The sequence below is a fragment of the Priestia sp. ABM2_011 genome, assembly GCF_056158845.1.
This window is the reverse complement of the sequence record NZ_JBSWUB010000001.1, coordinates 2,123,403-2,146,896: the sequence shown is the minus strand read 5'-3', so window position 1 is coordinate 2,146,896 and position 23,494 is coordinate 2,123,403. Positions and strand designations below refer to the sequence as shown.

General features: G+C 39.0%; 30 protein-coding genes. 12 read left to right on the top strand and 18 right to left on the bottom strand.

From position 1 onward, the window contains the following. Window positions 1–412 precede the first annotated feature (412 nt). The 4 genes from ACXAE4_RS11590 to ACXAE4_RS11575 form a co-directional block, all read right to left on the bottom strand. Window positions 413–976 (bottom strand): NAD(P)H-dependent oxidoreductase, encoded by a 564-nt coding sequence (locus tag ACXAE4_RS11590; RefSeq protein ID WP_289578033.1) that lies wholly within the window; start codon window positions 974–976, stop codon window positions 413–415. 235 nt (window positions 977–1,211) lie between these two features. Then, the gene (lepB, locus tag ACXAE4_RS11585; protein ID WP_098112348.1) at window positions 1,212–1,772 is read right to left on the bottom strand and encodes a signal peptidase I; all 561 of its coding nucleotides are present in this window, start codon (window positions 1,770–1,772) and stop codon (window positions 1,212–1,214) included. Between the two features lie 86 nt (window positions 1,773–1,858). Then, window positions 1,859–2,218: a nuclear transport factor 2 family protein gene (locus ACXAE4_RS11580; protein WP_028414471.1), complete on the bottom strand. Its 360-nt coding sequence runs from the start codon at window positions 2,216–2,218 to the stop codon at window positions 1,859–1,861. 107 nt (window positions 2,219–2,325) lie between these two features. Next, window positions 2,326–2,871, bottom strand: coding sequence for a CBO0543 family protein (locus tag ACXAE4_RS11575; protein WP_028414472.1), 546 nt, complete (start codon window positions 2,869–2,871; stop codon window positions 2,326–2,328). Window positions 2,872–3,153: 282 nt separating this feature from the next. On the opposite strand from ACXAE4_RS11575, the gene ACXAE4_RS11570 reads away from it, so the two are divergent. Together ACXAE4_RS11570 and ACXAE4_RS11565 are read left to right on the top strand one after the other, a co-directional pair. Continuing rightward, window positions 3,154–3,810: a DUF975 family protein gene (locus ACXAE4_RS11570; protein WP_028414473.1), complete on the top strand. Its 657-nt coding sequence runs from the start codon at window positions 3,154–3,156 to the stop codon at window positions 3,808–3,810. 114 nt (window positions 3,811–3,924) lie between these two features. Then, the gene (locus tag ACXAE4_RS11565) at window positions 3,925–4,338 is read left to right on the top strand and encodes a DUF1259 domain-containing protein (RefSeq protein WP_028414474.1); all 414 of its coding nucleotides are present in this window, start codon (window positions 3,925–3,927) and stop codon (window positions 4,336–4,338) included. 116 nt (window positions 4,339–4,454) lie between these two features. On the opposite strand, the gene ACXAE4_RS11560 is transcribed toward ACXAE4_RS11565, so the two are convergent. Further along, window positions 4,455–4,784 carry an AzlD domain-containing protein gene (locus tag ACXAE4_RS11560; protein ID WP_033580525.1) on the bottom strand — a complete coding sequence of 110 codons (330 nt, stop codon included), beginning with the start codon at window positions 4,782–4,784 and terminating at the stop codon, window positions 4,455–4,457. Then, window positions 4,781–5,506, bottom strand: a complete 726-nt coding sequence (locus ACXAE4_RS11555; RefSeq protein ID WP_033580524.1) for an AzlC family ABC transporter permease — start codon at window positions 5,504–5,506, stop codon at window positions 4,781–4,783. The genes ACXAE4_RS11560 and ACXAE4_RS11555 overlap by 4 nt, the downstream gene beginning before the upstream one ends. Before the next feature lie 95 nt (window positions 5,507–5,601). Between ACXAE4_RS11555 and ACXAE4_RS11550 the strand changes: the two genes are divergently transcribed. Continuing rightward, entirely contained in the window at window positions 5,602–6,153 is a 552-nt protein-coding gene (locus tag ACXAE4_RS11550) for a helix-turn-helix domain-containing protein (RefSeq protein ID WP_028414477.1), read from the top strand. Between the two features lie 38 nt (window positions 6,154–6,191). Here the strand turns inward: ACXAE4_RS11550 and ACXAE4_RS11545 are convergent, their stop codons facing one another. Next, window positions 6,192–6,875 (bottom strand): TerC family protein, encoded by a 684-nt coding sequence (locus ACXAE4_RS11545; RefSeq protein WP_028414478.1) that lies wholly within the window; start codon window positions 6,873–6,875, stop codon window positions 6,192–6,194. A 272-nt stretch (window positions 6,876–7,147) separates the two neighbouring features. Beyond that, window positions 7,148–8,131: a LacI family DNA-binding transcriptional regulator gene (locus ACXAE4_RS11540; protein WP_475236055.1), complete on the bottom strand. Its 984-nt coding sequence runs from the start codon at window positions 8,129–8,131 to the stop codon at window positions 7,148–7,150. A 160-nt stretch (window positions 8,132–8,291) separates the two neighbouring features. Between ACXAE4_RS11540 and ACXAE4_RS11535 the strand changes: the two genes are divergently transcribed. Together ACXAE4_RS11535 and ACXAE4_RS11530 are read left to right on the top strand one after the other, a co-directional pair. After that, entirely contained in the window at window positions 8,292–8,771 is a 480-nt protein-coding gene (locus ACXAE4_RS11535; RefSeq protein ID WP_289578040.1) for an RrF2 family transcriptional regulator, read from the top strand. Window positions 8,772–8,789: 18 nt separating this feature from the next. Continuing rightward, window positions 8,790–9,173, top strand: coding sequence for a nuclear transport factor 2 family protein (locus ACXAE4_RS11530; RefSeq protein WP_028414480.1), 384 nt, complete (start codon window positions 8,790–8,792; stop codon window positions 9,171–9,173). 37 nt (window positions 9,174–9,210) lie between these two features. Here the strand turns inward: ACXAE4_RS11530 and ACXAE4_RS11525 are convergent, their stop codons facing one another. Next, entirely contained in the window at window positions 9,211–10,035 is an 825-nt protein-coding gene (locus tag ACXAE4_RS11525) for an SPL family radical SAM protein (RefSeq protein ID WP_099000372.1), read from the bottom strand. A 446-nt stretch (window positions 10,036–10,481) separates the two neighbouring features. Here ACXAE4_RS11525 and ACXAE4_RS11520 point away from each other — a divergent pair, with 446 nt between their 5' ends. Together ACXAE4_RS11520 and ACXAE4_RS11515 are read left to right on the top strand one after the other, a co-directional pair. Next, on the top strand, window positions 10,482–10,610 hold the full coding sequence (locus ACXAE4_RS11520; protein ID WP_255219776.1) for a hypothetical protein: 129 nt from the start codon (window positions 10,482–10,484) through the stop codon (window positions 10,608–10,610). 145 nt (window positions 10,611–10,755) lie between these two features. Further along, window positions 10,756–11,280, top strand: coding sequence for a hypothetical protein (locus tag ACXAE4_RS11515; RefSeq protein ID WP_099331137.1), 525 nt, complete (start codon window positions 10,756–10,758; stop codon window positions 11,278–11,280). Between the two features lie 137 nt (window positions 11,281–11,417). Here ACXAE4_RS11515 and ACXAE4_RS11510 read toward each other — a convergent pair whose 3' ends face one another. After that, window positions 11,418–11,858: a cell wall hydrolase gene (locus ACXAE4_RS11510; protein ID WP_014459259.1), complete on the bottom strand. Its 441-nt coding sequence runs from the start codon at window positions 11,856–11,858 to the stop codon at window positions 11,418–11,420. A gap of 77 nt (window positions 11,859–11,935) precedes the next feature. Then, window positions 11,936–12,454, bottom strand: coding sequence for a dihydrofolate reductase family protein (locus ACXAE4_RS11505; protein WP_099331138.1), 519 nt, complete (start codon window positions 12,452–12,454; stop codon window positions 11,936–11,938). Window positions 12,455–12,544: 90 nt separating this feature from the next. Between ACXAE4_RS11505 and ACXAE4_RS11500 the strand changes: the two genes are divergently transcribed. Continuing rightward, on the top strand, window positions 12,545–13,480 hold the full coding sequence (locus tag ACXAE4_RS11500; protein WP_099331139.1) for a helix-turn-helix transcriptional regulator: 936 nt from the start codon (window positions 12,545–12,547) through the stop codon (window positions 13,478–13,480). 256 nt (window positions 13,481–13,736) lie between these two features. Here ACXAE4_RS11500 and ACXAE4_RS11495 read toward each other — a convergent pair whose 3' ends face one another. Together ACXAE4_RS11495 and ACXAE4_RS11490 are read right to left on the bottom strand one after the other, a co-directional pair. Next, window positions 13,737–16,886, bottom strand: coding sequence for a bifunctional cytochrome P450/NADPH--P450 reductase (locus tag ACXAE4_RS11495; protein WP_289578045.1), 3,150 nt, complete (start codon window positions 16,884–16,886; stop codon window positions 13,737–13,739). 26 nt (window positions 16,887–16,912) lie between these two features. Next, the gene (locus ACXAE4_RS11490) at window positions 16,913–17,491 is read right to left on the bottom strand and encodes a TetR/AcrR family transcriptional regulator (protein ID WP_028414486.1); all 579 of its coding nucleotides are present in this window, start codon (window positions 17,489–17,491) and stop codon (window positions 16,913–16,915) included. A 303-nt stretch (window positions 17,492–17,794) separates the two neighbouring features. Here ACXAE4_RS11490 and ACXAE4_RS11485 point away from each other — a divergent pair, with 303 nt between their 5' ends. Next, window positions 17,795–18,163 (top strand): nuclear transport factor 2 family protein, encoded by a 369-nt coding sequence (locus ACXAE4_RS11485; protein WP_165636482.1) that lies wholly within the window; start codon window positions 17,795–17,797, stop codon window positions 18,161–18,163. 69 nt (window positions 18,164–18,232) lie between these two features. Here the strand turns inward: ACXAE4_RS11485 and cotJC are convergent, their stop codons facing one another. Genes cotJC through ACXAE4_RS11470 form a run of 3 tightly spaced genes read right to left on the bottom strand, consistent with a single transcriptional unit; the run spans window position 18,233 to window position 19,329 of the window. Then, window positions 18,233–18,802, bottom strand: coding sequence for a spore coat protein CotJC (gene cotJC / locus ACXAE4_RS11480; protein WP_025751043.1), 570 nt, complete (start codon window positions 18,800–18,802; stop codon window positions 18,233–18,235). A 21-nt stretch (window positions 18,803–18,823) separates the two neighbouring features. After that, window positions 18,824–19,084: a spore coat protein CotJB gene (locus ACXAE4_RS11475; protein ID WP_025751042.1), complete on the bottom strand. Its 261-nt coding sequence runs from the start codon at window positions 19,082–19,084 to the stop codon at window positions 18,824–18,826. After that, on the bottom strand, window positions 19,081–19,329 hold the full coding sequence (locus ACXAE4_RS11470) for a spore coat associated protein CotJA (protein WP_033580510.1): 249 nt from the start codon (window positions 19,327–19,329) through the stop codon (window positions 19,081–19,083). The genes ACXAE4_RS11475 and ACXAE4_RS11470 overlap by 4 nt, the downstream gene beginning before the upstream one ends. Window positions 19,330–19,532: 203 nt before the next feature. Here ACXAE4_RS11470 and ACXAE4_RS11465 point away from each other — a divergent pair, with 203 nt between their 5' ends. After that, entirely contained in the window at window positions 19,533–19,895 is a 363-nt protein-coding gene (locus tag ACXAE4_RS11465; RefSeq protein WP_033580509.1) for a hypothetical protein, read from the top strand. 379 nt (window positions 19,896–20,274) lie between these two features. Here the strand turns inward: ACXAE4_RS11465 and ACXAE4_RS11460 are convergent, their stop codons facing one another. Beyond that, the gene (locus tag ACXAE4_RS11460; RefSeq protein ID WP_289578049.1) at window positions 20,275–20,904 is read right to left on the bottom strand and encodes a LysE family translocator; all 630 of its coding nucleotides are present in this window, start codon (window positions 20,902–20,904) and stop codon (window positions 20,275–20,277) included. 27 nt (window positions 20,905–20,931) lie between these two features. Then, a complete protein-coding gene (locus ACXAE4_RS11455) occupies window positions 20,932–21,765 on the bottom strand; it encodes an AraC family ligand binding domain-containing protein (RefSeq protein WP_165636480.1) in 834 nt (277 codons plus the stop codon). A gap of 202 nt (window positions 21,766–21,967) precedes the next feature. Between ACXAE4_RS11455 and ACXAE4_RS11450 the strand changes: the two genes are divergently transcribed. Beyond that, window positions 21,968–22,789, top strand: a complete 822-nt coding sequence (locus ACXAE4_RS11450; RefSeq protein ID WP_047750474.1) for a sensor histidine kinase — start codon at window positions 21,968–21,970, stop codon at window positions 22,787–22,789. Next, on the top strand, window positions 22,790–23,431 hold the full coding sequence (locus ACXAE4_RS11445; RefSeq protein ID WP_033580507.1) for a response regulator: 642 nt from the start codon (window positions 22,790–22,792) through the stop codon (window positions 23,429–23,431). Window positions 23,432–23,494 lie beyond the last annotated feature (63 nt).

Here is a 23,494-nt window from a genome sequence, read left to right as displayed (position 1 = left end):
TTTTAAGAGCAGCAGTTCATTTTTTGTATCGGTGAATAGTACGCATGGATTCGTTAAAATCTTTTATGAGACGATAAGGCTTGCTCACTAACCTTATAGGAACTCCAATTAAAAATTTATTTATATCTTTTTTATATTTTTTTGATACTCGGTTAGGTTTCGTAGAGACACGCTTATAAACCTCTTTATAAAACTCTTTATAAACATCAACTTGAAATACCATTGTGCGATTGCATTCATGACATTCTACGCGCACAATTTTGCCGTTAATATAGGGAAGTTCCTCTTTACAACCGTTGCCATATAAATCGGCTTTGAATCCTCAGCTCCAATAATTAAGAGATACGATTTTTGCATCATAATGAATAAAAAAAACCGACTGTTTAGTCGGTTTTTTTGTAGAGATTGATTTTTAATGTCCCTCAACTATTCCAAATACTTCTGCTACGTGATTTTCTAATTTATGCTTGTAGTGATCAATGTTTGGATGTTTAACTACATCGTGAATAGAGTATGTTGGAAGTGGACTCATACCGACGTACTGATTCATTTTATGCAAATGCATAATGGCTTCGTCTAAACTTTTTCCTTCATAGAAAGCTTCGTCATTGTTAAAAATCGCTTCCGGCGCATTCCATGTAAGAGAAAACATGTATTGTTTCCCCGTTAATAAGCCGCCTCGCCCGTATTGATTGGAACCTTTAAAGAAAATGTTATCCATATACACGCGATCAATATATTGCTTAAACTTTCCGGGAATGCTGAACCAGTAAATAGGCGTCTGCATAATCACAACATCAGCCCATAGCCACTTTTCAATTTCTTCTTCTACTTCGTAGCCTTTATCAACCACCGTTGTTTTAATGTCAAATTGATCAGCGAGTAAATGCTGCATTTCATTAAAAATCGTCTGATTTAACTCTCCTTTTGACTTTTTATAATACTCGTGTCCGTTAATGATTAATACGTTTTTCATGCTGACCTGCTCCTTTCCAAAATCCTTGCTTCTTTATCTTCATATATCTGTATACCCATAAAAATCACTTACCTATCAGTACCTACTCTTACTTTGAAGTAACATAAGGTCTAATTTACTAATTCTTTAGAAGATGTTTAACTTGCATAAAGCAAGTCGTTTTTTTAAAAATCAGTTCTTTTCACCCAACAAAAAAAGACTGACGAATTAAATTTCGTCAGTCTTTCTGTCTTTTTTATTTCGGTTCGCCTACTTCATTTAACGGATAGTAGCGAAACTGCACTTTTCCGATCACTGATTTTTGTGAAATAAAGCCAAATGCTCGTCCATCATGGCTTACAGGACGGTTGTCACCCATGACAAATAGTGAATTTTTCGGTACCTTCACTTTGCCATCAGTTGCAGGCAGCGTTTGAAGCGTAAAATCTTCCGTGAATTTTTCATTAGGTGCAAGAGATTTTTTAGAGTCTTTTAAATACGGCTCTTTATAAGCTTTGCCGTTGATATACAGAACGTCGTTTTTCATTTCTACCGTATCTCCTGGCAGTCCAATTACACGTTTAATATAGTTTTCATCTGCATCCGGTGCATGAAATACAATCATATCAAAGCGATCAACATCACTGATTTTATTTAAAATAACGCGGTTTGAATCTTCAAACGTTGGATACATCGATTCACCGTGAACCGTAGTTGGCGCAAATAAAAAATGGCGAACTCCCACTACAATAACCAATGCAATAACAATGGACTTAATCCATGAAAACACTTCTTTTTTTACGTTATTTTTGCTCATTTCAAAACATCCCTTACGTCAAAATATACTTTCATCATAGCATCAAATAGAGGGAAAGTATAATAATAACCGAATAATCTTATTTATTACTCACCGTTTGTCACTGTGCCTTGATGGAAAAACAAGCGCCACTTTTCTTCTCTTTTTCGCCAAATAGAACTGCGAAGCGTCTTTTTTTCTGCCGTATGGTTCATAAGATGATAGGTAGTTAATACGCAGTCAGGAGACAATACGTCTACATGAAAATGAGAGATCTCAAATACATCTGGCGAAAGTACATGATTGTTATTGTAATCTTTTCGTTTCCATACCCTGCCCGAGCTGCCAAACTCCACGTAACCATCTGCAAGAATGTTTGAAAGCTCTTTAGCAGAGGTTCGTATCTCTGATTTTAAGTGGCTGCATTCCAACTCATAAAATGTCCGGGTGATATTCGCTTTTTCCACTTTCACGGTCTCCTCTCATTCTTTCTTACATTTATTATAAAGGAATACTGCCGTTTTCCTTTAAACAAATAATACTCCTATCTCAAATAGACAGGAGTATTATTTGTTTAGCTAACCCTATAACCTCTCTTCTTACCTGCCATCCAATCGCTAATTATTTTCACGACAATTCCCATGATGAATACTGTAAGAAATGAATAAAACATCGACCAGTTCAGCAATTTGTACAAATACAGCGCTTTGAATATTGGAATGCCTATAAAAGCAATAACGGCAGACGTAATAATATGTGCGATAAAGAAAAATTTCCATTTGCTGAAAAATTGGTAGACGAGTGCAATACTTACCGGAATAATAGCAAAGTCAACCGTATTGAAGCGATCTGTAAACGGCAGCATCTGGTGAGGATAGCACCACAGGTTAAAAAATTTCCCGAATTCATCTACTAAACCGACTATGTCAAAGCTGATAAAAAAAACGAGAAGCATAAAAAAGAGGCGCTGTCTATCAATAAAAAAGTAAAAAAGCAGCAGAAAAAGAGCGTTTATCACTACTATGAGCCACCATTGAAAACTAAAAAGATCTTGATGAACCCAATAAGAAAATTCCTTTTTGTTTAAGACTTGTTGCATCATTTTAATCATTTCAAACATAGAAATCCCTCCTATCTTAGAAAGTCTTTCCATGAGGGTTTCACTTCATACTAAAATAAAACATCGCACACAGTGCTTTTGCACCTCCTCCTTCTTCAAAAGCAGATTGTAGCTACTTAGAGATTTCTATCTGTCTAGTAAAAATTTTTGTAAGAGCGCTCTTTTCATCTCAGAACCTATTGACTATTATTTTCATTTCATACAAAATTAACAATTGTGCATGGTTTACATGTTAATACGAGCAAAAAAGATACTGTTTTGCAACATTAAAGGAGGAACAACATGAACATCGGTACGATTAAAAGAGAAGCTAAAGCTTCTTTAAAGAATCGCTGGGGACTTGCGATTCTACTGACAGTGGTGACGTACGGAGTATATACGCTTCTGCCTATTCCATTTGAAATTGTGGCAAGCGGCGGCTATGACAATTGGATGAAAGATGAATCTGATTCCGCTTCATGGATTTCAACTGCCTTTGCTATTGTCTTCTCGCCTCTTCTGATGGCGAACTACTGGGCATTTTTAGGTCTAGCACGAGGTGAATCTGTTCGATTGGGGCACTTGTTTAAAACATTCCAAGACTTTGGCCTTTATGTAAAGTCATTAGGAATTTATGTACTTATGACTCTTTATGTGATGCTGTGGTCACTGCTTTTACTGATTCCTGGAATTATTAAAGCACTGGCATATTCACAAACGTACTATATTTGTAAAGACAATCCTACTTACTCGATGAATCAAGCGATTACAGAAAGCCGTAGGTTGATGAATGGTTATAAAGGACAGTACTTCCTGCTGCTGCTAAGCTTTCTTGGCTGGTTTTTATTAAGTATTATTACAGTAGGAATCGGCTTTTTATGGTCTATTCCATACCTTTCTGCTTCACTTGCTCGTTTTTATGAAAATTTGTTAAACGAACGTTCATCGCATGCTGAATAATAAAAAAATCCTCTTCATCGTGAAGAGGATTTTTTTATAAGAACACGGTTTGCATAAGTGAAGCTCTTATGTCATAAAGCTTACTAAGAGTATAGAAGAAAGGCAGGGGCTTATATGTATACTACAAGTGAGATATGTCAGCAGTTTGGCCAGATTTTAAACGCTAAAAGCAAAGTTAGTCCAACAGGATGCTCAGTGTCGCTTAAAAGAAGCTTTCAGGCTTCTGTTCAAGGGCGGAAAAGCAGCTCTGTCGTTCCTGTTGGCGTATCATTTGAGGCGATAGACGCGCAGGGAAACGCGTTAAACTTGGCTGAGATTGCTATTTTACAAGAAGAAATCCCTCGTTTTACAGAAGCTGCTGCGCGGCAAGGTCTTATCGTAAGCGCTTTGCATAACCATTGGCTTTTTACAGAACCCGTCCTTATGTATCTTCATATTCAATCTGTAGAGCCTCCTTTGCATTTTGCAAAAAAAATGGCTTTTTGTTTTACAACGCTAAGCAGCTTGCCTGTTTCAACAAACGTATAATAAAAAAGAAGCACCTTTTAAAAGCATGGTAGAGCTATAAAAGATGCTTCTTTTTTTATGAATGAACATATTATGAGTAGACTCAATTTTATCTTCAACTAAACGAAAAGCCTCTTTTATGAAAATAAAAACAAACGAAGCAGCGCCATCATTCCAACTCCGCTAATAACGGTGATGGATAAACTTTTTGTTTTCAGCGCAATCAGTAAGGTTGGAATAACTACGATGATGACGGGCCAGTTAATTTTCACACTGTCATTTGTTTGAATGATAAAGTTCTGTACAACAAGTGCTGTTAAAATACAAATAGGAATATAGGACAGCCATTTTAATACGGGTTCTGGCAGCGCGATGTTACGCACAACTAAAAACGGAACAATACGAGGAACTACGGTAACAAGGGCACACCCTAAAATAATGATAAGTGTTGAATAGTGGATACTCATTTATCCGTCACCACCCCAATCGTCGCTACAATAATCGTTGAAATTAAGACAGCTACATGTGAAGGTACCAAAAAAGACAGCACAATCATAATAATCGCCATATAAAGAATTAAACGTAAATAATGATTAAGTTTTGAAGGTAACACGCTTTCGATTTGTAAAACAAGCAGAGCTAAAAACATAGCCGTTAAGGCAAAATCAAATCCAAAGGCTTCCGGGTCAGATAGCAAATGCCCAAAAATGGCTCCCATCGTACAGGCGATAATCCAGCTGACGTAAGCCGTTATATTTAATCCGTTCATCCAGCGGTCATTAATTGGCTCCCCTTTTGCAATTTTATTTGAAGACACTCCAAATGATTCATCCGTCAGAAGTGCTCCAATTCCGACGTTTTTTAATAACGAATATTTTGTGAATTTAGGCGCGACCGTAGCACTCAAAAGAAAATGTCGTAAGTTAACGATGAATGTTGTGAGAATAATAGCTGAAATCGAACTGTTCGCAACCATCAGTGCACAAATAATAAACTGAGCAGCCCCGGCATACACGAGCGCTGATAATAAAGTAACTTCCATAACGGAAAGATGCGAGGACACGCCGACAATCCCGGCGGCAAGCCCTATGCTTATGTAACCGAGTAGCGTAGGGACACAGTCCTTGGCCCCTTGTCTGAACGTTAGATCCACTTTTTCTCTCTGCTGTACTGCTTTTTCTGCGATCACCGTACTCCCTCCTTTTCTGCTATATTATACATCTATACGTTATATTAAACAACGGTATGTTATACTATCTTTATAATCATTAAAGGAGTACAACAATGGACGCGATTCAAGATATTATTGCTAAAAATCTTGTTAAACTACGAAAAAATCGAAATTTGACGCTTGATCAAGTTTCTGAATTAACAGGTGTGAGCAAAGCAATGCTTGCACAAATTGAAAAAGGTAAATCCAGTCCGACAGTTACTACGCTTTGGAAGATTGCGAACGGCCTTCAAGTCTCTTTTTCTGTATTTATAAAAGAAGACACTCCGGATGTGCAGAAAGTAAGCATAAAACAGCTAGATCCCATCACGGACAACAAAGGTGATTACTTAGTGTATTCTTTTTTTCCTTATCACCCGGAAAAAAAGTTTGAAATTTACATTGTCACATTAAAGCCCGGATGCGTGCATGAAGCAAAAACTCACTTAGGAGATGAATACTTACTTATTAAAGAAGGAGAATTAACGGTTCGTTTTGAAAGTGAAGAACATGAATTAGTCTCAGGAGACGCTCTGCATTTTTCAGGAAATACCTCTCACAGCTATATCAATTCATCTGAAGAAGAAGCAAGCTTTTTTTTACTTATGCACTATCCCGAATCATAAAAAAAGAGCGTACGGATCATCCGTACGCTCTTTTTTTATTAAGCTGCGTGGGCTTGTTCTTTTTTCATTTTTTTGTTTTTCATGTATCCAATACTTACAACTGCAATCGTTAAGATAACTTGAACAGCAAGATGTAAAGCTGTACTTGGAACAAATCCACCAATAATTTTATCTTCAACAATCATTTTTCCAGCAGACCATGCGAGCATCGCCGCTCCAGCGTAAATGATAATCGGAAATTTTTCCATTGCTTTCATAATAAAGCTGCTTCCCCAAATAATAATCGGAATTGAAATTAATACACCAATCATAATTGGAACAAATTCATGAGCTACACCAGCTAGAGCTAATACGTTATCTAATGACATGACCGCATCTGCGATAATAATCGTTTTAACCGCACTCCATACCGTTGCTCCACCTTGAGGGTTATCGCCGTGTTCGTGATTATCGGCTAATAATTTATACGCGATCCAGACTAGCATCAAGCCGCCGACCGCTCCGATTAATGGAATCTTTAATAATGGGACAATAATAGCCGCAAATAATAATCGAAGACCAATCGCGCCGCCTGTTCCAATTAAAATCGCTCTTTTTTGTAAGTCTTTTGGTACGTTACGAGCCGCCATTGCAATCACAATCGCGTTATCTCCGCTTAAAATTAAATCAAGAAAAATAATTTGCAGCAAACCTTGCACTGATACGCCAATTAGTTCCTCCATAGTTACCTCCACCTTCTCTTTTTATGTAACGTTTCTCCTCTAAATGTCCGAGCCTTTTCCTCCTTTTTTATAATTGAATACAAAAAAGACCCTTACCAAATAAGCGGTAAAGGTCTTGCTAACAACATAATGTCGCCAACAAAGCCGAGAGATAATCTCTGTAATGACGACTTTGCTGTTAAAGCTACTCCCCTTTAGGAGATACGTTCAATTATTTGTTTGTATTTACACCATTTATACTATAGCACCTCCTACATTCTGTCAATCATTTTTTATGTAAAACGATTGTCAACGCTTTCTCTTTCAATCAATTCATAGTTCGAAAGTGTAAGCTTTTCGACTTCTTCGCCGTTAACTAGCTTGATAATTCGCTGTGCTCCCATTTGGCCCGCTTCTTTATAGTAATATTTTACGGTTGTTAAGCTCGGATGAATCACACCTGTAATTTCATAGCCTCCAAAGCCGGTAATGGATACATCTTCAGGAACGCGCAGTCCGTTTAAATAAGCGGCCTTTAACGTACCAAGCGCAATGTTATCGGTCGCACATACAATCATGGACGGGTTAAATTCTTTCATCACTGCCGTAGCTGCTCCGATTGCATCGCTCATGTTAAAGCTTGTTTCATAACAGCGGATTCCGCAGTCGCTGTCTTTAAGACCTTGCTTTACCCCTTCTTTTCTCTTTACACCTACAGCTATGTCCTTTTCAGTTACGCCTAAAAAAGCGATTTTTTTATGCCCTTTTTCCCCTATGTACCTTCCAATGTCGCATGCAGCCTCGTAATCTTGGTGAATTAAACTGTGAACTTCTTTATGCTCCTGTCCAATTAGCAAAACGGGAATTGAAATCGTACGGAACGCTTCCAAATGAGCTTTTGTAATCTGAACGGCAAGCAAAATAATACCGGCTACCTTCTGCTTAGCCAGCGTATAAATATTTTCAATTTCTCTTTCTAAATCTTGATTAGAATTGGAAACAATCATTTGATAGTGGTGGTCTCTAAGTTCTTGGTCAATGCCATCTAATGTGCGGGAAGTCGCAAAAGAACCCATGCGCGGAACAATGACACCGATGATATTTGTTTTTTTTGCTTTTAAGCTTTGAGCAAAAGCATTTGGGCTATAGTTTGTTTCTTTAATAATTCCTTCAATTTTTCGTTTCGTCGCATCGCTCACAGACCCTCCGTTAAGGTAGCGGGATACAGTGCTTTTTGCTACTCCTGCAAGCCGAGCGATATCTGCAATAGTTGTCATTCTCTCATCTCCGTATTTTGTTGCTGCTTCTTTCACAGTATACACGAATATCGCGTGTATATTAAGTAACTGCTTTACTTTTTGCTTCATAAGCGGTATGATAACCTAAACGTGGATAAATATTATCCACGTTGTACACATATAGCAGGAGATGATGTTTTTGCACATGAAAACAGGCGTTGAGCAATCGGTGTATGCCATTTTGCTGCTTACGTTTTTACCTGAAAAAGCTGTGCTGCCAGGAGATGTTATCAGCACTCAGCTTGGGGGCTCGCCTACGTATTTTCAAAAGCTTCTTCGCAAGCTGGTTAGCGCTGATTTACTTGCTTCCGTTCCTGGTAGCAAAGGTGGATTTTGCTTAAAGAAAACGCCGGAAGAAATTCGAATCTATGACGTATACGTAGCCATTGAAGGCAAGCAGTCTCTTTATTCATCAAGCGGTATTTTTCACGATATGCTTAATTTAAAAGACAAAGATATTTGCTTATTATCCGATTTAATGGAAGAAGCCGAATCTTCATGGCAGTCCATTTTAAAACGGCAAACCATTGCCACGCTTACAAATGAAATTCATAAAAAATGTCCAAAAGAAAACCTGGACATGCTAAAAGCAACTGTAGAAGAAAAAATGGTGCTGTAGCACCCAAAGGAGATTATCATGGAAAACTTAAATAGATATTTTGATTTATTCGATCAATCACGTACAAGCGAACAAGCATTTGAAGAATTGGTGAGCCTTTTTTCAGACGATATCGTATTTGTCTTAAACGGCCACGAAAAGCAAGGCATTGAAAACTGGAAGCTGTTTGTGAAAATGGTTTTTAAAGAAAATGCTGATATTAAGCATATGTTCGAAGGCTGGAAAGCAGTTGAAGGTACGGACATGTTTGAAACGCCTTGGGCAGTATGCGGAAAACGTGCATCTGGCAGCGTATTTACTCAAACAGGAAAAGATATTGCTAAGCTAGATAAAAACGGGAAGATCAGTTATTTAGAAAACGTACCTGATGACACAAACATGTTTGATACGTATAAAAATTAATATGGAGAAAAGAAGGGCTATATAGGCCCTTCTTTTTTTACGGCGCAAACCCTTCTTGAGAAAGATAAATCATCGAAGAAGGATAAAATTTTTCAAAATAACGAATGGCTTTGATATGAATGTCTTTGTCATACCAGTCTAGGAAACCGTGCTGATCAAATAGTTCCGGCATCCCTAGCCTTTTAGACGTTTTCCCTAAGGAACCGTCTCCTAAGTACAAGGTATCAATGCAAATCCGGTCCATCATTCCTTCTATTTTCTCAGGAAATTCAGGCGTGAAAGGAAGCATTGGAGCAATGGCTACTTGCGTTAAAATTCCGCTTTCTTTTACTTTTTTTAACGCATTCATACGAAGTTTCATCCCCGGAGCATAAGGAGAAAAAATTTGTTTTACATCTTCTCGGTCTGTTTCAATAGTCATCGATACGCGAAGGTCACATACTTTTTGAAGCTGTAAAAGCAAATCAATATCTCTCGTCACAAGCGGCGATCTTGTTTGAATCAGTAAAAAATCAGGCGGATGATTGATCATTGTTTCTAAAAGAGCCCGAGTGATGCCTGCTTTACGCTCAGCCGGCTGATAGGGATCTGTCGCTGAAGACATAAAAATGCACACCGGCTGCTCTTTTTTTCGCAGTTTTTGTATTTCTTTTTGATAGACTTCAGCTGCGTTGAATTTCAGCTCTAACCACGTTCCCCACTCCATTTCTTTAAAACGCTGAATTGGTAGTTCTCGCACGTAGCAAAATTTGCAGGAGAATGTACATCCAGCATACGGATTTAAACTATGAGTATAACCGGATGCCAAAAAGCCGGTCGCTTTTGTTAAAATACTTTTCGAAACCACGTCTTTTTGGTTCATCTTTCTCACCTCTTTGTCCAATAAGTATATCAAGTTCACAAATGAAAAAACTACTTCCCACATGGAAAGTAGCCCTTTATGTTTTCAACTCATCAACTTTGATTTTCTTTCTTTTCACTTGTCGTTTCAAGTAAAGAGGTTAAATATGAATTTAACTCAAATTGGTCCTTTTCAATAAAATCAGATAATACAGGCTGCTCTTCTTTTCTCATCTTTCTCCACTCCCTTTGTTTTTTATGTATGTGTTTTCAATCATCAATGGATAAAAGTAATGTACTTAACTCTACCCGTATCTAAACAAAAATAATCATGGTATTTTATACTATTTTTACATTTATGCACGTTTTATTTGTATATTTTTTACAATGTAACGTAAATTAATAGCAAGATTAGTAAACGTATAAACTTGATTAACAGCTCACTTCATAGAAGGAGGAATGACAAACATGAATCATGAACAAAAATCCACGCTGTCTCCTGTTTCACAAGAGCAGCAAAGCCCCGATACTCAACTAACGGAAAAAGAAGAGCGTATGCCGGAGTATACGCATACTTCGCTTAATCCAGACTCATAGAACAAAAAGAGAAATGCCGAGGCATTTCTCTTTTTAATGTTTCTATACTTTTCTTCATTAATCATGACGTTGAGACAAATAAAGGTAAAGATAATGAACATGGCGAATGAGTACCATTATCTATTAATGACAAAGGAGAACGAGCATGAAGAAAAAAGTGATGGGAGCAATTTATGCTCTTTTAACGCTGTTCATTTTAAGTGCCTGCAGTACCGAAGACGTTGTGACAAATAATTCAGATCCAAAAGTTTCTGTTTCTACTACAGTTACACCGCTGACGAAAAAAGAATTTAGTGAAGTTGGAACATCAGGGTTAACAAGCCCCTCTAAAAAAGATTTTCACAAAGTACATATGACTCTTACTTTACGCGGTACGAACTACCTGTCGGATATTCAAGTTAAGCTACCTAACTATAAAGAAGCTTTTAATAACATGAAAGACGATCACCAAACAAGATATTGGTTTGGCAGCGGTGCAGATGAAGAGCAAGAAAACAAAAACATCTATACAAGGGAATTTGTCCTTTATACGAAAGGCTTAACCGATAAGCAAATCAAAGATATTTTAGCAGCAGCTAAGGTAAAGACGTCCTGGGTGGTAAAGGATACAAAAGCGAAGGATCAATCCGAATTTGCTGCTGGTAAAAACATAAAATTTGAAGCAAAATGAGACATGCACCAATTAGCAAAAGCCCCCTTTATGAAAAGAGGGCTTTCTTTCATTATATGAAGAACGACTACCTTGTCACCTGCAGCTAAAGTTTTTTAAGGTCAAACCTTTAGAATGCAGCATATCTCATAAGCTATCTAACCGTTATAAACGCTAGCGCACGTTCCTGGTTTTGGCTCATAGTAACAGTGATTTTTGTATTGACCAGAAGCGGGCTGACCGTACCAGGTTGGAGGGCATGGAGCGGATGGATTAAAGTACCACAAGGCATATTTCCCCGGGTGTTCTCTCCAATAATCCAAATTCTTTTTGGCTAACCTTTTTTCAACACTTCTTGCTCTTTGATAAAATACGTTCCCTTTTTGAACTGCTTCAAATGAATAGTTGCCTCCTTGCACCTGGTAAATAACTTGCGGAACTGATCTTAAATCTTTGAAATCTAAACAGTTTGCTTTAAGGCGATTTACAATGACATTTCCAACATACAGCATGCCTTGTTTTCCTTCGCCTTCAGCTTCTGCTCTCATCATCCTTGCCATTAAAGCAACATCTGAATCTCGATAACTTACTCTTGGCATTTTTTCACCCCAAAAATATACTATGAAAAAAGGACGCTCTTGATGTCACTGTCCCTAAAATAACAGAAGGTGGATGTTTATCCTCTTTTGTAATACAGCTGAGCGATTTGCCCGTACTGCTTCATATCGGTAAGCTTCAAGTCCATTTCTGGAATTCCTTGTTTGAATAGCGGAATACCACCCCCAAGCAAAACAGGAATGACCGATATGATAAATTCATCTACACTCTCTGCTTTTAAGAAATCAGCAAGGATCTCAGCGCCTCCCACTAGCCATATTTTTTTAGCGTCTTGATCGAGGTTGTTGAGAAATGACGCCACGCTTTCGTTTACAAACTCTACGTACTGATCTTTTCCTTGAGCTGATCGGCTAAACACGTAGCACTTTTTATCGAGATACGGGAACTCAGGTGTGAGCTTCAGCACGTGGTCGTACGTAGCCTTTCCCATAACGACCGCATCACACGTTTGATAAAAATCTTCGTACCCGTTGTCTCCCTCTCCTTCTACGCTTTGTAGCCAGTCAATCTCTCCGTTTTCTCTTGCGATATACCCATCTAAGCTTGCAGCAATATATACGACAATTTTTTTCTTCATTCCCTTTTCTCCTTTCAACTTTACTGTTTCTGTATGATATCATCTTAATACGACACTTTTTGTCATATTAAAAGAAAAAGGTGAAAATAAATGGCTAAATCTAGACGACTTGTAGATATGCTCATGTTTATTAACACAAAAAGAACGTTTACGGCAAAAGAACTAGCAGAGGAATTTGGGCTTTCCGTGCGGACCGTTCAGCGCTATTTACTGGACTTAAGCGAATTAGGACTGCCTCTTTACAGTGAAAAAGGACGGAGCGGTGGTTACAGAGTGTTAAAAAACCGTATTCTCCCTCCTATTTTGTTTACAGAAGAAGAAGCCATTTCGATCTTTTTTGCCTATCAAGCTCTGCAGTATTATCATAACCTTCCATTTGATGCAGAAATTCATGCAGCTCTTCAAAAATTTTATGTATATTTGTCTGAAGAAACGAAGAAAAAAGTAGATAAAATGAGTGCTCATATTGCATTTTGGAATCCTAAAAGAAATCTAAACACTCCTTATTTGAAAGCGCTGTTAGAAGCAAGCCTTGAAGGAAAATATATTGAATTTCTTTATGATTCAAGGACGGGTCAAACAAGGAAACAAGCCAAGCCTCTTGGCATTTATGCTCATAACGGTTTATGGTACTGCCCCGCTTATTCCTACGATAAGCAAAAAGTATTATTGTTTCGAGCAGATCGTATTCACTCATTAAAGATTTTAGAAAAAGACGAAAAGAAGTCTCTTACGTTAAAGGAATGGCTTGAAACAACTCCTGAAAACACACAGCCGATTTCGTTAAAAGTAACCTTGACGCACGAAGGCGTTCGTCAGTGTAAAGGCGTTCCGTGGCTTGAAAATCATGTGAAGGTGACGCGTGATGGCACTGGCTATATTGATACGATAACGGACGGAAATGAATTAAGCTACATGGCTTCTTTTTTCTATACGCTAGGTGCTCATGCCCTTATTGAAGAACCTCAGGAGCTAATTCAAAAGATCTGCTGTCACGCAGAAGAAACGCTAAGGCGGTATAAATAAGGTGGGGACAAAAGTAGTTTTCGAAGGAAGAAACGATGAATTGAGACTCTTGATAGAGAATTAAATTCGTTTGGGTTTTTTCATTGGTATGCTGAATGGAGGTTTCATGTATATGGCTACTTCTAGCGGTATCACAAGCAATCCATACGAGTTCATTTCTCAAGTTTGTTCGTCTTTAGATGATATGTGGGTTTAGTTATGTCTTCACCTCGCTATAAAAAATAACCTCCGCTAAATAGCGGAGGTTATTTTTTATTTACCCAGCCCACACGTCTTTTGCGTATCGGCCCTTTTCTTCTAGCTGCTGCAGCCATAAGCGAGCATCTGCTTCACTTACTTCATGAACATCAGCATAGCTTTTAATAAGCGTTGCTTCAACGTCAGGTGCCATTTGGCTTCCGTCTCCGCAAATATAGAAGTGCGCTCCTTGATCAAGAAGTTCAATCAATTTCGTGCCGTCTTGTTCCATAACGTGCTGAACGTATGTTTTCGGCTGATTTGGTACGCGTGAAAAAGCGGTATGAAGCGTAATGACATCTTCATTTTGTGCGTTTTCAAGCTCTTCTTGATACAGATAGTCTTCATGAGGTGAACGGCAGCCAAAGTATAAATGCGCTTCTCCAAGCGACTGTCCTTGTTCTTTTAACTGCTTGCGAGCCTGCACAAAGCCTCTAAACGGCGCGACGCCTGTTCCTGGTCCGACCATGATAATCGGTGTTTCAGGATCTTTTGGCAGCGTAAAGCCTGACTGCGGTGTGGAAACAAAGCACGTAATTGTATCTCCTTCTTGCAGCTCAGCAAGATAGTTCGACGCAATTCCTTTATATTCTCCATATCCGCTCCACGCCTCTCCTGAGACGACGCTAACCGTGATGCTTGCTTGTTTTTCATCGACACGAGGTGATGAAGAAATGGAGTAATAGCGCGGACGCATGCTTGGAAGAAGAGCGATAAATTCGCTGAATTCCATTTCACACGCCGGATATTTTTCAAGCAGTTCAAGCATTGTTAAGCGTTTTGCCAGCACCTTTTCTTTATACGCTTGCTTTTCAAGCAAGGCTTCAAGCTCCACTTTATGCGGCGGGCAGACCGTTTTAGCAGCCATTGCGCGAAGCTGTGTGCGCGTAACAGGATCTTGAATCTCCACATATTGCAGAAGCTCTTCTACTGATACGGTTTTACCGAGTGGCAAATGCGCTAATTTTTCTTCTTCAGCTTCCAAACGGATTTGCTGTGATGCATCTAGACCGAACCTTGTCGTTACACGATTTACTATTCCTTCATAGTTGCGAGGAATAATACCTAAATGATCTCCTTCTTGATAAGAAACTTCTTTTGGAAGCTCAATTTCAAGATGACGCGTGCTTCGTTCACTGCCTGGTTTTTGTAGTTCTTTGCTTGCTACAACGTTCGCCGAAAAAGCACCGTGCATTTTCGCAAGCGGCATGTCCGCAGCGCTGTCGACAAATTGAAGTGAAAGCGTAGATTTATTATCTTCACTGTTTTCTATGTCGAGGTTAAAGTAAGCTGCTACGTCACTCCACATATGTTCACGCCATTCTTCGTATGTGCCTTCAAAGTCGTCGCTTGCATCTGCTTCGCCGCGTTCAGCTATGTTTTCTGCCCCTTTAGCTGCAAGCGTTTCATCGATAAAAGCAGGCACCTTTTGATACGTAGTAGCCCAGTTTTTATCGCCGCATCCAAATACGGAGTAGCGAACGCCTTTGACTTCATCAGCAGACGCTTGGTCTAACCAGTCGACAAACTGCTTTGCGTTATCAGGCGGATGTCCGTTATAAGAAGCCGTTACAATTAAAACAGCTCCTTCACGCGGAAGATTTCCTGCATGGGAATCCAGCGTTGCAACCTGAGGTGCGAATCCTTTGCTCATCGCAATATCTGCTAAATCCCTCGCCGTTCCTTCAGCTGTTCCCATATTTGAACCGTATAACACAAGCAGCGGCGTATTATGAGCGTTCTCTACCTTTTTGCGTGCTTTTTTAGCAGGCTGTTCCGTGCTAGGTGAAGGAATGCCACCAAGCGGAATTTTTTTTGATTTTGCTTTTACAACAAAGCCTTCAGGTTTTAACGTTAAAGTTTCTTTAATATCCATCTCGTAGTTTGTATGATCTTCAAAATCAAAATGTTTTAGCATCATACCAAGTACAAGCGTTGCTTCATGAAGAGCGAACTGCTGACCGATACACGCACGCTGACCGTTTCCAAACGGTTTAAACGCATGTTGCGGAATCGCGCTTGGATTTTCAAAACGCTCTGGGCGGAACTCTTCCACATCGTCTCCCCAAATCGTTTTATCACGGTGAAGCTGAGGAATCAGAACCATCAGTTCATCACCTTTTTCTAACGGATATTCTCCTCCAAGCACCGTATCCTCTTTTGCATATAGAGAAAATGCAGGAGCTGTCGGCCATAAACGCAGCGCTTCGTTTAAGACCATGCCGACGTATTTAAGCTGTTTCACTTGTTTATAGCTTGGAACAGGATCTACTAAAACTCGTGCTGCTTCTGCTGCTGCTTTTTGTAATACATGTGGATTTTTCACTAAGAAATACAGCGCAAATGATAAAAGACCACTTGTTGTTTCGTGTCCCGCAATTAAGAACGTAATAATTTGATAGCGAATGTTCTCATCATCAAGCGGCTCACCTGTTTCTGGGTCTTTTCCGTTTAGCATATGCGTTAATAAATCATCGCTTTGTTCACCGCTTGCCTTGCGATCTGCGATAATTTTATCTACTAAATCGTTCATCACCTTAATATCTTCTTGAAACTGACGCTTATTTTCATCGTAGGCAGGATCATCTGGATTTGCTCGCTGCAGCTTGTTCATCGCTTCGTCCAGTGCACGGACCATGCTTGTAATAAACGGGTGCGGCTGATCGCGATAAAAGCTGTTAAAGCGGTAATTAAAGCCGCAAAGACCGATTGTATCAAGCGTTAAGCGCGTCATATCTTCCGGTACTTCAATATGCTCATCTGCATTTAGACGCTCCCACTTTTGAATAAGCTGCACGGCGATATCGACCATCATCGCGTGATAGCCTTTCATCGCTTGCTGACTGAAGCTTGGAAGTAAGATATTATGCGCTTTTTTCCAGTTTTTTTCGTGCGTCCAGCTTGTAAATAAACCGTCTCCTGCAAAATCACGCACAAATTTAAGCGCTTGACTTAAGTTTTTATCAAAGCGGGATTCATCGCATGCTTCTTTAATTAGACGCTGACTTGATAAGTAGCGCGTCACACGTCCAGGCGCTTCAAATTTAAAGATTTCCCCTAATTCATCTGCAATTTTCATCAGCGTTTGAATCGGTTTATCTGTGTTTAATAACGGTAAGTTTTTAAGCTCTCCAAATGTTTTTGGCTGAGGCATTTCTTTAATTGTCATGTTATCCCTCTTTCACTTGTTAAGTTTCATGATTGTCTGCTAAGTGCTGCCCACAGACTCTCTTCTACGCCGGCAAGAAGTTCATCAGTTAAAGATAAATAGTCATTTTCAATCATTTCATATACTTCCATAAAGCTTCCAAATAAAATAGCAATGAGCGCATTTTCAGGAAGGTTTCTAATAATGCCTTGCTTTTGTCCTTCTCTGAAGAACGTGCAAACAAATTCCACCAGCTTTTGATAGGCTAAGCGACTCTCTTCTGTTAAAAAAGCTCCTTGACTATGAGTTTTAATAAAGCCAAGCGCACGAGGATGATTTTTAGTGAATGTCACCATACCTTCAAAGATATGATGAAATCCATCTCGATATCCTTCTCTTTCGTTAGCCAGGCCGCTTTCAATACACTGTAAAAACTCGTTTACATGCTGCTGAAACAGTTCGTTTACAAGGCTTTCTTTATTTTTAAAGTAGCGATAAATTGTTCCTGCTCCTACTTTGGCATTTTCTGCAATCATTGGCATCGTGGTTGCATCAAATCCTCTTTCTGCAAACAGCAGAAGCGAAGCAGAAAAAATCGCTTTTTGTTTTGTTGGAGTAGATTCCACTTTATCACCTCTTTCCAAAAACGGAATGAACGTTCATTCCGCTACAATTACAAGTATAAAAAACTGCTTCTTAATAGTAAAAAGATAACTAGACAAGTGGAAAGAAAAGGTTCTTTCACTCTAATTTTATACCATTTAAAGGTAAATAATGGAGTCTTTCAGAATATTTTATGCTTACAGAAAATTAGTCCACTTATCCCCTTTATTAACATAATTTAACACAATCTATTAAATGAAGAAGTTTAAAGGAAAAGTAAGGTGGAAATAGAAAAGAGTTACACAAGGCGTAAAGGAGGATTAAAAATGAACCAAGCAAGAGTGATAGAATACGAAGAAATGCTTCGCTCAGCCATGCTTTCTAATAACGTAGAGTTATTAGAAGAATTACTTTCAGATGAGCTTATTTTTGTGAATCACTTTGGGCAATGGTTGTCAAAAGAGCAAGATATAAATGCTCATCGTTCAAAAAGTCTTGATATAGCGGGTATCGAAGTGTTGGAACAAGAAATTAAACTGTTTCAAGAACTTGCCGTTACCGTTACAAAAGTAGCGGTAAATGGGTCGCTGGCAACTGGTGAATCTATTGGAGGCGAATACTGCTATACGCGAATTTGGAAAGATGTTGAAGGAACATTAAAGGTTGTTTCTTGTCACTGCAGTTCTAGCGCATAATCAACGCTGCCATAATAAAAAACATCCCTCCTTTCATTTGCATTCGCAAAGAGGGATGTTTTTTGCTAGTTAAAAGATTTTCTTCCTGTCTCTGTCATCTTTTAAAATCTCCACGGCCTCACGGAAACGCTGTGAATGTACAATCTCTCTTTCTCGTAAAAATCGTAAGCTGTCGTTTAAATCAGGGTCATCTGATATATCAATTAACCATTGATATGTAGCTCTTGCTTTTTCTTCTGCTGCTATGTCTTCATAAAGATCTGCAATCGGATCTCCTTTTGCCTGTATATACGTAGCGGTAAACGGAACGCCAGCAGCATTATTGTAATAAAGTGCACTATCATGGTTTACATAGTGTTCTGTCAATCCAGCTGCCTTCAGCTGCTCCGGCGTTGCATCTTTTGTTAGCTTATAAATCATCGTCGCAATCATTTCAAGATGAGCAAACTCTTCTGTCCCGATATCGTTTAGCAGTCCAACAACTTTATCGGGAATGGTATAGCGCTGATTCAAATAACGAAGTGCAGCTGCAAGCTCTCCGTCCGCTCCCCCGTACTGTTCCATTAAATATTTGGCAAGCGTTGGATTACACGTACTTACTTTAACTGGATACTGCAATTTCTTTTCATACACCCACATATAGTTCCCGCCTTTATCTGCTTATATTTGCCATGGCCAAGGGCTTGTTCCCCAGCTCCACTTCCCGTCGGTATAGCTGTTTCCATACTGCTGGAGCGGCCCGTACTTTGTTTCAAAGTTTCTTTTTAACTGCATAGCCTGCTGCGCGTATTCGTTAAACTGCTGCATAGCCTGCTGGTCATTTGGATGGGTATCTAAATACAGCGTTAATTCTACAAGTGCAAAATCAATCGCCTGTATTTCTTCTAAATCCTGATAGTACTCCGGAGGTAGTTTTTTCATTCTTCATCCCTCTTCTTATCTTTGTATGGATTTTCATAGTAGTCCCAAAAAGCCGGCCACAGCGTTCCTTTTTTTAGCGCTTCTTTCGGTGAAAACTGCTGCAGATTCGCGGGCTGAAATCCCATGTATAACTGAGGCGGCGTAGAATAATATTTAACTCCTATCGGCCGGCACGGATCATAGATACTGTGGAAAGGTTGATAGGTCTTAACCGGTGTAAACATCTTTTTTGGATTGTTATCCATGAAAAGTCCTCCTCTAAAAACACACTCTGTTTTATCCTATTCAGTTTTTATCGAGTTCATGAAGGAATTCATTCCCGACTTAAGAACCAAACTTTTCTTCATAAAAAAGACCTATGTAAAAAAAGCTATAGTTGCCCAATCCCTTTAGGCAGCTTTCTCATACTTTATAAAATAGTGATTAAGAAAATAGAGGTGCTTAAAAAATGGACATTAATTACATGGATTTTTATTTTTACCCAGCACGATTTCCTGGACCTCAACTCCCGCCCGGTCCACCTAGACCACCAGGCGGTTTACCTACACCTGACCCGCAGCAAGCTCCAACTTCCCCTCCGCCGGCATTTATTCCAGCTCAGCAAACGGCAACTCCATTTGCTGTTGACCCAGGAGCCATTTCTCTTTGTCTATTCCGCAATACGTTCATATGGCTTAGAAACGGCTCTAGCTTCTGGTATTTCCCTATTTTTGTAGGACCGCGATCGGTTGCAGGATTTAGATGGAACGGACGTTTTTGGACCATTTTCGGTGTCGATACACGACAAATTGTTTCGTTTACGTGTTTTTAAACGTTAAGAAAAGAGATTGAGATATAGCTAAATCGATACAATTTAAAGACGATAAAATTGAATACATGAACTAGTATCGGTGGCTTGTTACACTGCTGTTGATTTCCGTGCATGGCTTCGCTTTCCGCGGGCGGCCGGTGAGCCTCCTCGTCGCTTGCGCTTCTACGGGGTCTCACCTGTTCCGCTTTTCCCGCAGGAATCTTCGCCTTGCCCTCCAATCAACAGCTAGAAATAACTGAATAAATATACGAAGGCTATGTTCACCATACTAATAAAAAATCCGAATGAGTTTGATTCTCCATCAAGAATCAAACTCATTCGGATCTTCCTTCAACTAACATATTTTTATCCCAGCCTCTTTTTTGCTTACTAGCTACTATTACACGATTGTTCTTATTCCAAAACCAATCAGCAGCACTCCGCTGCATCGTTGAAAGGCTTTTTGAAACACTGGTTTTTTAAGCCATTTTTTCACGTAATCTACTACATACACTAAGATTAAAAACCAACCTACCGCTATGAGTGTAAGAATAAAACCAAGCATAAGCAGCTGCTGATTCGTGTGAGCATCCAAGTTGATAAACTGTGGCATGAATGTAATATAAACCAATACCGTTTTAGGGTTAAGAAAATTACTAAGAGCTCCCTGTATGTATGATTCTTTATAGGCGTGATTAGATGAAGGCTTAACAGCTTTTTCTTCTTCTGAAATGTGCTCCAATGAGAGCGTATTTTTTGTAAGAAATACCCTGATACCTAAGTAAAATAAATACGCGGCACCTATATATTTAATGGTGTTGAACAGATACACCGACTGCGCGATAGTAACAGACAAGCCAAGCACAGCAATTAACGTCCAAAACGTGAGGCCTGTAGCCATGCCGAGTATGGTAAAACGTCCTGCTTTTGCTCCGTGATGAAGCGTATTTTTCATGATAAGAATCGTATCAGCACCAGGTATCATTGACATAACCAGCGCCATCAGCATATAAGCAGCTAAATGATCCACAGCTCTTCTCTCCTTTTTAAGCTATTACTAGCATTCTGTTTTCTTTTCACTTTCAAAGATTTTCATGTATTGTTTTGGCGTTAGCCCCACCTGACTTTTAAAAAATCGAGTCAAATGACTTTGATCACTGAATCCAGTTAAAAAGGAGACGTCAATCGGTTTTTGTCCCTGTTCTAGAAGCTTTTTAGCCTGATTGATTCGAACTGTTTCTAAGTAGCTGTATGGAGAGATTCCTTTTTGCTTTGTAAAAGAGCGCAGCAGCCGGTATTTGCTCCATCCAATTAGCTTACTTAATTCATCCAGCGTGATCTTGTTTGTATAGTTGTCTTCCAAATAGCTGCAGATTGTTTTGATTTCATCAGACGTGTCAGCAGCTGACGAAAAAAAGGAAAGGTTTGAATGATCGTGCATGAGCTCTTCTAGCAAACATAAAAATAACTCTTCTTTCTTAAACTCATGTTCACCATTTAAAATTTGTAAATGAAGCTCTTTTAAACTAGAGACAGCCTCACTTCTTTGTACCACATTGCTGTTAAAACGCGGAAGACTTTCACTTCCGTTAATGTCAAAAACAGCTTTTTTCATCGCGTCTGGTGTCACGTTAATACAGCGATAATCAAGCGTTTTGCCGTCTATTTGTTCACAGCTATGGACATCATACGGATTAAACAGCAGCAAATCGCCTGGATTAATGATGTATTCTTTGCCTTGGCAAATTAAATGACGCTGACCTTCTTCAATAAATCCAATCACATAATACTCGTGAAAATGAGCAGGAAACTTTTGCATAATTCCTTTAAAACGATAAGCTTCAATATGTAAATCAGCGTCAACGTGCGCTGTCCGAATTTCTTTTGCCATTAATAAATCACTCCTTGTCACATCTTAAGCTTTTTAACCATACCATTGACTCGAGAATTTTTCTTGTATGATATTGCAGATAAGATTTTCTTTATTAACTTTACCCACTCACCCCTAAGAGTGATTTCTCTTCTTTCCTCTAGTAATTTTCCGCTCAAATGATAAAATATAGACACATTTTATGGATGAAAGAAGGGATACTGTGAAATATAGACAAATTAAATGGCTGATTTTGCTTCTTCCAACTCTGACCATCGCACTTTGGGAGTATGTTCGCCATGCCTTTTTGCTTCCTTACATCTCAATGGACATGGGAAATGTTCTTTCTCCGCTGCTTGTCTTTTTTGTAACGCTTGTCTTTGTCCGCTATTTATTTTCTATTTTAGAAAAAATACAAGAGGAACTAAGGCAAGAAAAAGAAAAGAAAGCTGCGCTTATTGAGCGTGAAAAATTAGCTCGTGAACTGCATGACGGCATTGCGCAGTCGCTGTTTCTCCTATCTGTTAAAATGAACAAGTTCGGAAGAAAAAACAACTTAGAGCAGGATCCTGATTTTATCCGAATGAAGCAAACTCTGCAGCATGTTCATGACGATACGCGCCAAGCGATTACAAATTTAAAGCACTCTCCTTCAGACTCTTCAGAAAGCTGGACTGAAAGCATTCATCAATACGTCGATGATTTAACACATACTCATTTACTAGATGTCAATTTAGATTGGAGACTGTCAGAAACAACGCTTTCGAGAAAAGAAAAAAATGAGCTGTTTGCCTGTGTGAAAGAAGCTGCTATGAACGTCATTAAACATGCAAAAACAAATAAAATCTGGATTACAGCCGGTGAAACGGCAGGCGGATGGATTTGTGAAATTACAGATTTCGGTATAGGTTTCACCTCTGAATCTCTTAAGGCCGGTCTTGGTCTGCAAATTATGAAAGATCGTGCCAAAGATATGAACTGGGACTTTTCCATTCAACGAAAACAGAACCAGACCATTGTTAGTATTAAAAAGGAGGTTACGTAAATGCAGCCGTTTCGTATTTTGATTGTAGATGATCACGCTCATGCAAGAGAAGGCATTCGCGATATTTTAGAAGAATATGAAGATTTTATGATTGTTGGCGAAGGAACCAACGGGCAGGAAGCAATCGAACTAACCGAAAAATTAATGCCTGACATTGTGCTAATGGATATTAAAATGCCCGTGATGAATGGATTAGAAGCGACAAAACAAATTAAGCTTCAGTTTCCGTATGTTAAAATTGTGGTCATCACGGTTTCAGACGATATTACGGATTTGTTTGATGCGTTGAAAAAAGGAGCCCAGGGCTATTTGTTAAAAAACCTGCAGTCTGAAGTGTGGTACGACTATTTGCGTGCGTTCGCTTTAGATGAAGTTCCTATGTCAAAAGAAATTGCGTTTCAAATTTTAAAAGAGTTTCCGCAGGAAACATCGATTACAAAGCCAGACACTCCCCTGTCTGCACGGGAGCTTGAAGTGCTTCAATTAGTGGCTAAAGGACTGTCAAACCGCGATATCTCGGCGCAGTTATTTATTTCTGAACACACGGTAAAAAGCCATTTGAAAAATATTTTAAGCAAGCTTCATTTAGAAAACCGCGTGCAGCTGACAAGCTATGCGTTTCAAAATGGCTTAATGAACTAACAGCTTTTACGAGCTGTTTTTTTATCAGCACCTTTCTCTCATAAGTCCCAACAATCACTCTCA

Bases quoted from the DNA above. Each gene is read 5' to 3' on its own strand.
- lepB (WP_098112348.1), bottom strand. From the start codon at position 1,772: ATGAGCAAAAATAACGTAAAAAAAGAAGTGTTTTCATGGATTAAGTCC.
- ACXAE4_RS11545 (WP_028414478.1), bottom strand. From the start codon at position 6,875: ATGGAGGAACTAATTGGCGTATCAGTGCAAGGTTTGCTGCAAATTATT.
- ACXAE4_RS11550 (WP_028414477.1), top strand. From the start codon at position 5,602: ATGGACGCGATTCAAGATATTATTGCTAAAAATCTTGTTAAACTACGA.
- ACXAE4_RS11530 (WP_028414480.1), top strand. From the start codon at position 8,790: ATGGAAAACTTAAATAGATATTTTGATTTATTCGATCAATCACGTACA.
- ACXAE4_RS11510 (WP_014459259.1), bottom strand. From the start codon at position 11,858: ATGCCAAGAGTAAGTTATCGAGATTCAGATGTTGCTTTAATGGCAAGG.
- ACXAE4_RS11475 (WP_025751042.1), bottom strand. From the start codon at position 19,084: ATGAAAAAACTACCTCCGGAGTACTATCAGGATTTAGAAGAAATACAG.
- cotJC (WP_025751043.1), bottom strand. From the start codon at position 18,802: ATGTGGGTGTATGAAAAGAAATTGCAGTATCCAGTTAAAGTAAGTACG.
- ACXAE4_RS11495 (WP_289578045.1), bottom strand. From the start codon at position 16,886: ATGACAATTAAAGAAATGCCTCAGCCAAAAACATTTGGAGAGCTTAAA.
- ACXAE4_RS11525 (WP_099000372.1), bottom strand. From the start codon at position 10,035: ATGAACCAAAAAGACGTGGTTTCGAAAAGTATTTTAACAAAAGCGACC.
- ACXAE4_RS11520 (WP_255219776.1), top strand. From the start codon at position 10,482: ATGAATCATGAACAAAAATCCACGCTGTCTCCTGTTTCACAAGAGCAG.
- ACXAE4_RS11470 (WP_033580510.1), bottom strand. From the start codon at position 19,329: ATGGATAACAATCCAAAAAAGATGTTTACACCGGTTAAGACCTATCAA.
- ACXAE4_RS11515 (WP_099331137.1), top strand. From the start codon at position 10,756: ATGAAGAAAAAAGTGATGGGAGCAATTTATGCTCTTTTAACGCTGTTC.
- ACXAE4_RS11570 (WP_028414473.1), top strand. From the start codon at position 3,154: ATGAACATCGGTACGATTAAAAGAGAAGCTAAAGCTTCTTTAAAGAAT.
- ACXAE4_RS11590 (WP_289578033.1), bottom strand. From the start codon at position 976: ATGAAAAACGTATTAATCATTAACGGACACGAGTATTATAAAAAGTCA.
- ACXAE4_RS11465 (WP_033580509.1), top strand. From the start codon at position 19,533: ATGGACATTAATTACATGGATTTTTATTTTTACCCAGCACGATTTCCT.
- ACXAE4_RS11540 (WP_475236055.1), bottom strand. From the start codon at position 8,131: ATGACAACTATTGCAGATATCGCTCGGCTTGCAGGAGTAGCAAAAAGC.
- ACXAE4_RS11505 (WP_099331138.1), bottom strand. From the start codon at position 12,454: ATGAAGAAAAAAATTGTCGTATATATTGCTGCAAGCTTAGATGGGTAT.
- ACXAE4_RS11500 (WP_099331139.1), top strand. From the start codon at position 12,545: ATGGCTAAATCTAGACGACTTGTAGATATGCTCATGTTTATTAACACA.
- ACXAE4_RS11455 (WP_165636480.1), bottom strand. From the start codon at position 21,765: ATGGCAAAAGAAATTCGGACAGCGCACGTTGACGCTGATTTACATATT.
- ACXAE4_RS11560 (WP_033580525.1), bottom strand. From the start codon at position 4,784: ATGAGTATCCACTATTCAACACTTATCATTATTTTAGGGTGTGCCCTT.
- ACXAE4_RS11445 (WP_033580507.1), top strand. From the start codon at position 22,790: ATGCAGCCGTTTCGTATTTTGATTGTAGATGATCACGCTCATGCAAGA.
- ACXAE4_RS11485 (WP_165636482.1), top strand. From the start codon at position 17,795: ATGAACCAAGCAAGAGTGATAGAATACGAAGAAATGCTTCGCTCAGCC.
- ACXAE4_RS11575 (WP_028414472.1), bottom strand. From the start codon at position 2,871: ATGTTTGAAATGATTAAAATGATGCAACAAGTCTTAAACAAAAAGGAA.
- ACXAE4_RS11565 (WP_028414474.1), top strand. From the start codon at position 3,925: ATGTATACTACAAGTGAGATATGTCAGCAGTTTGGCCAGATTTTAAAC.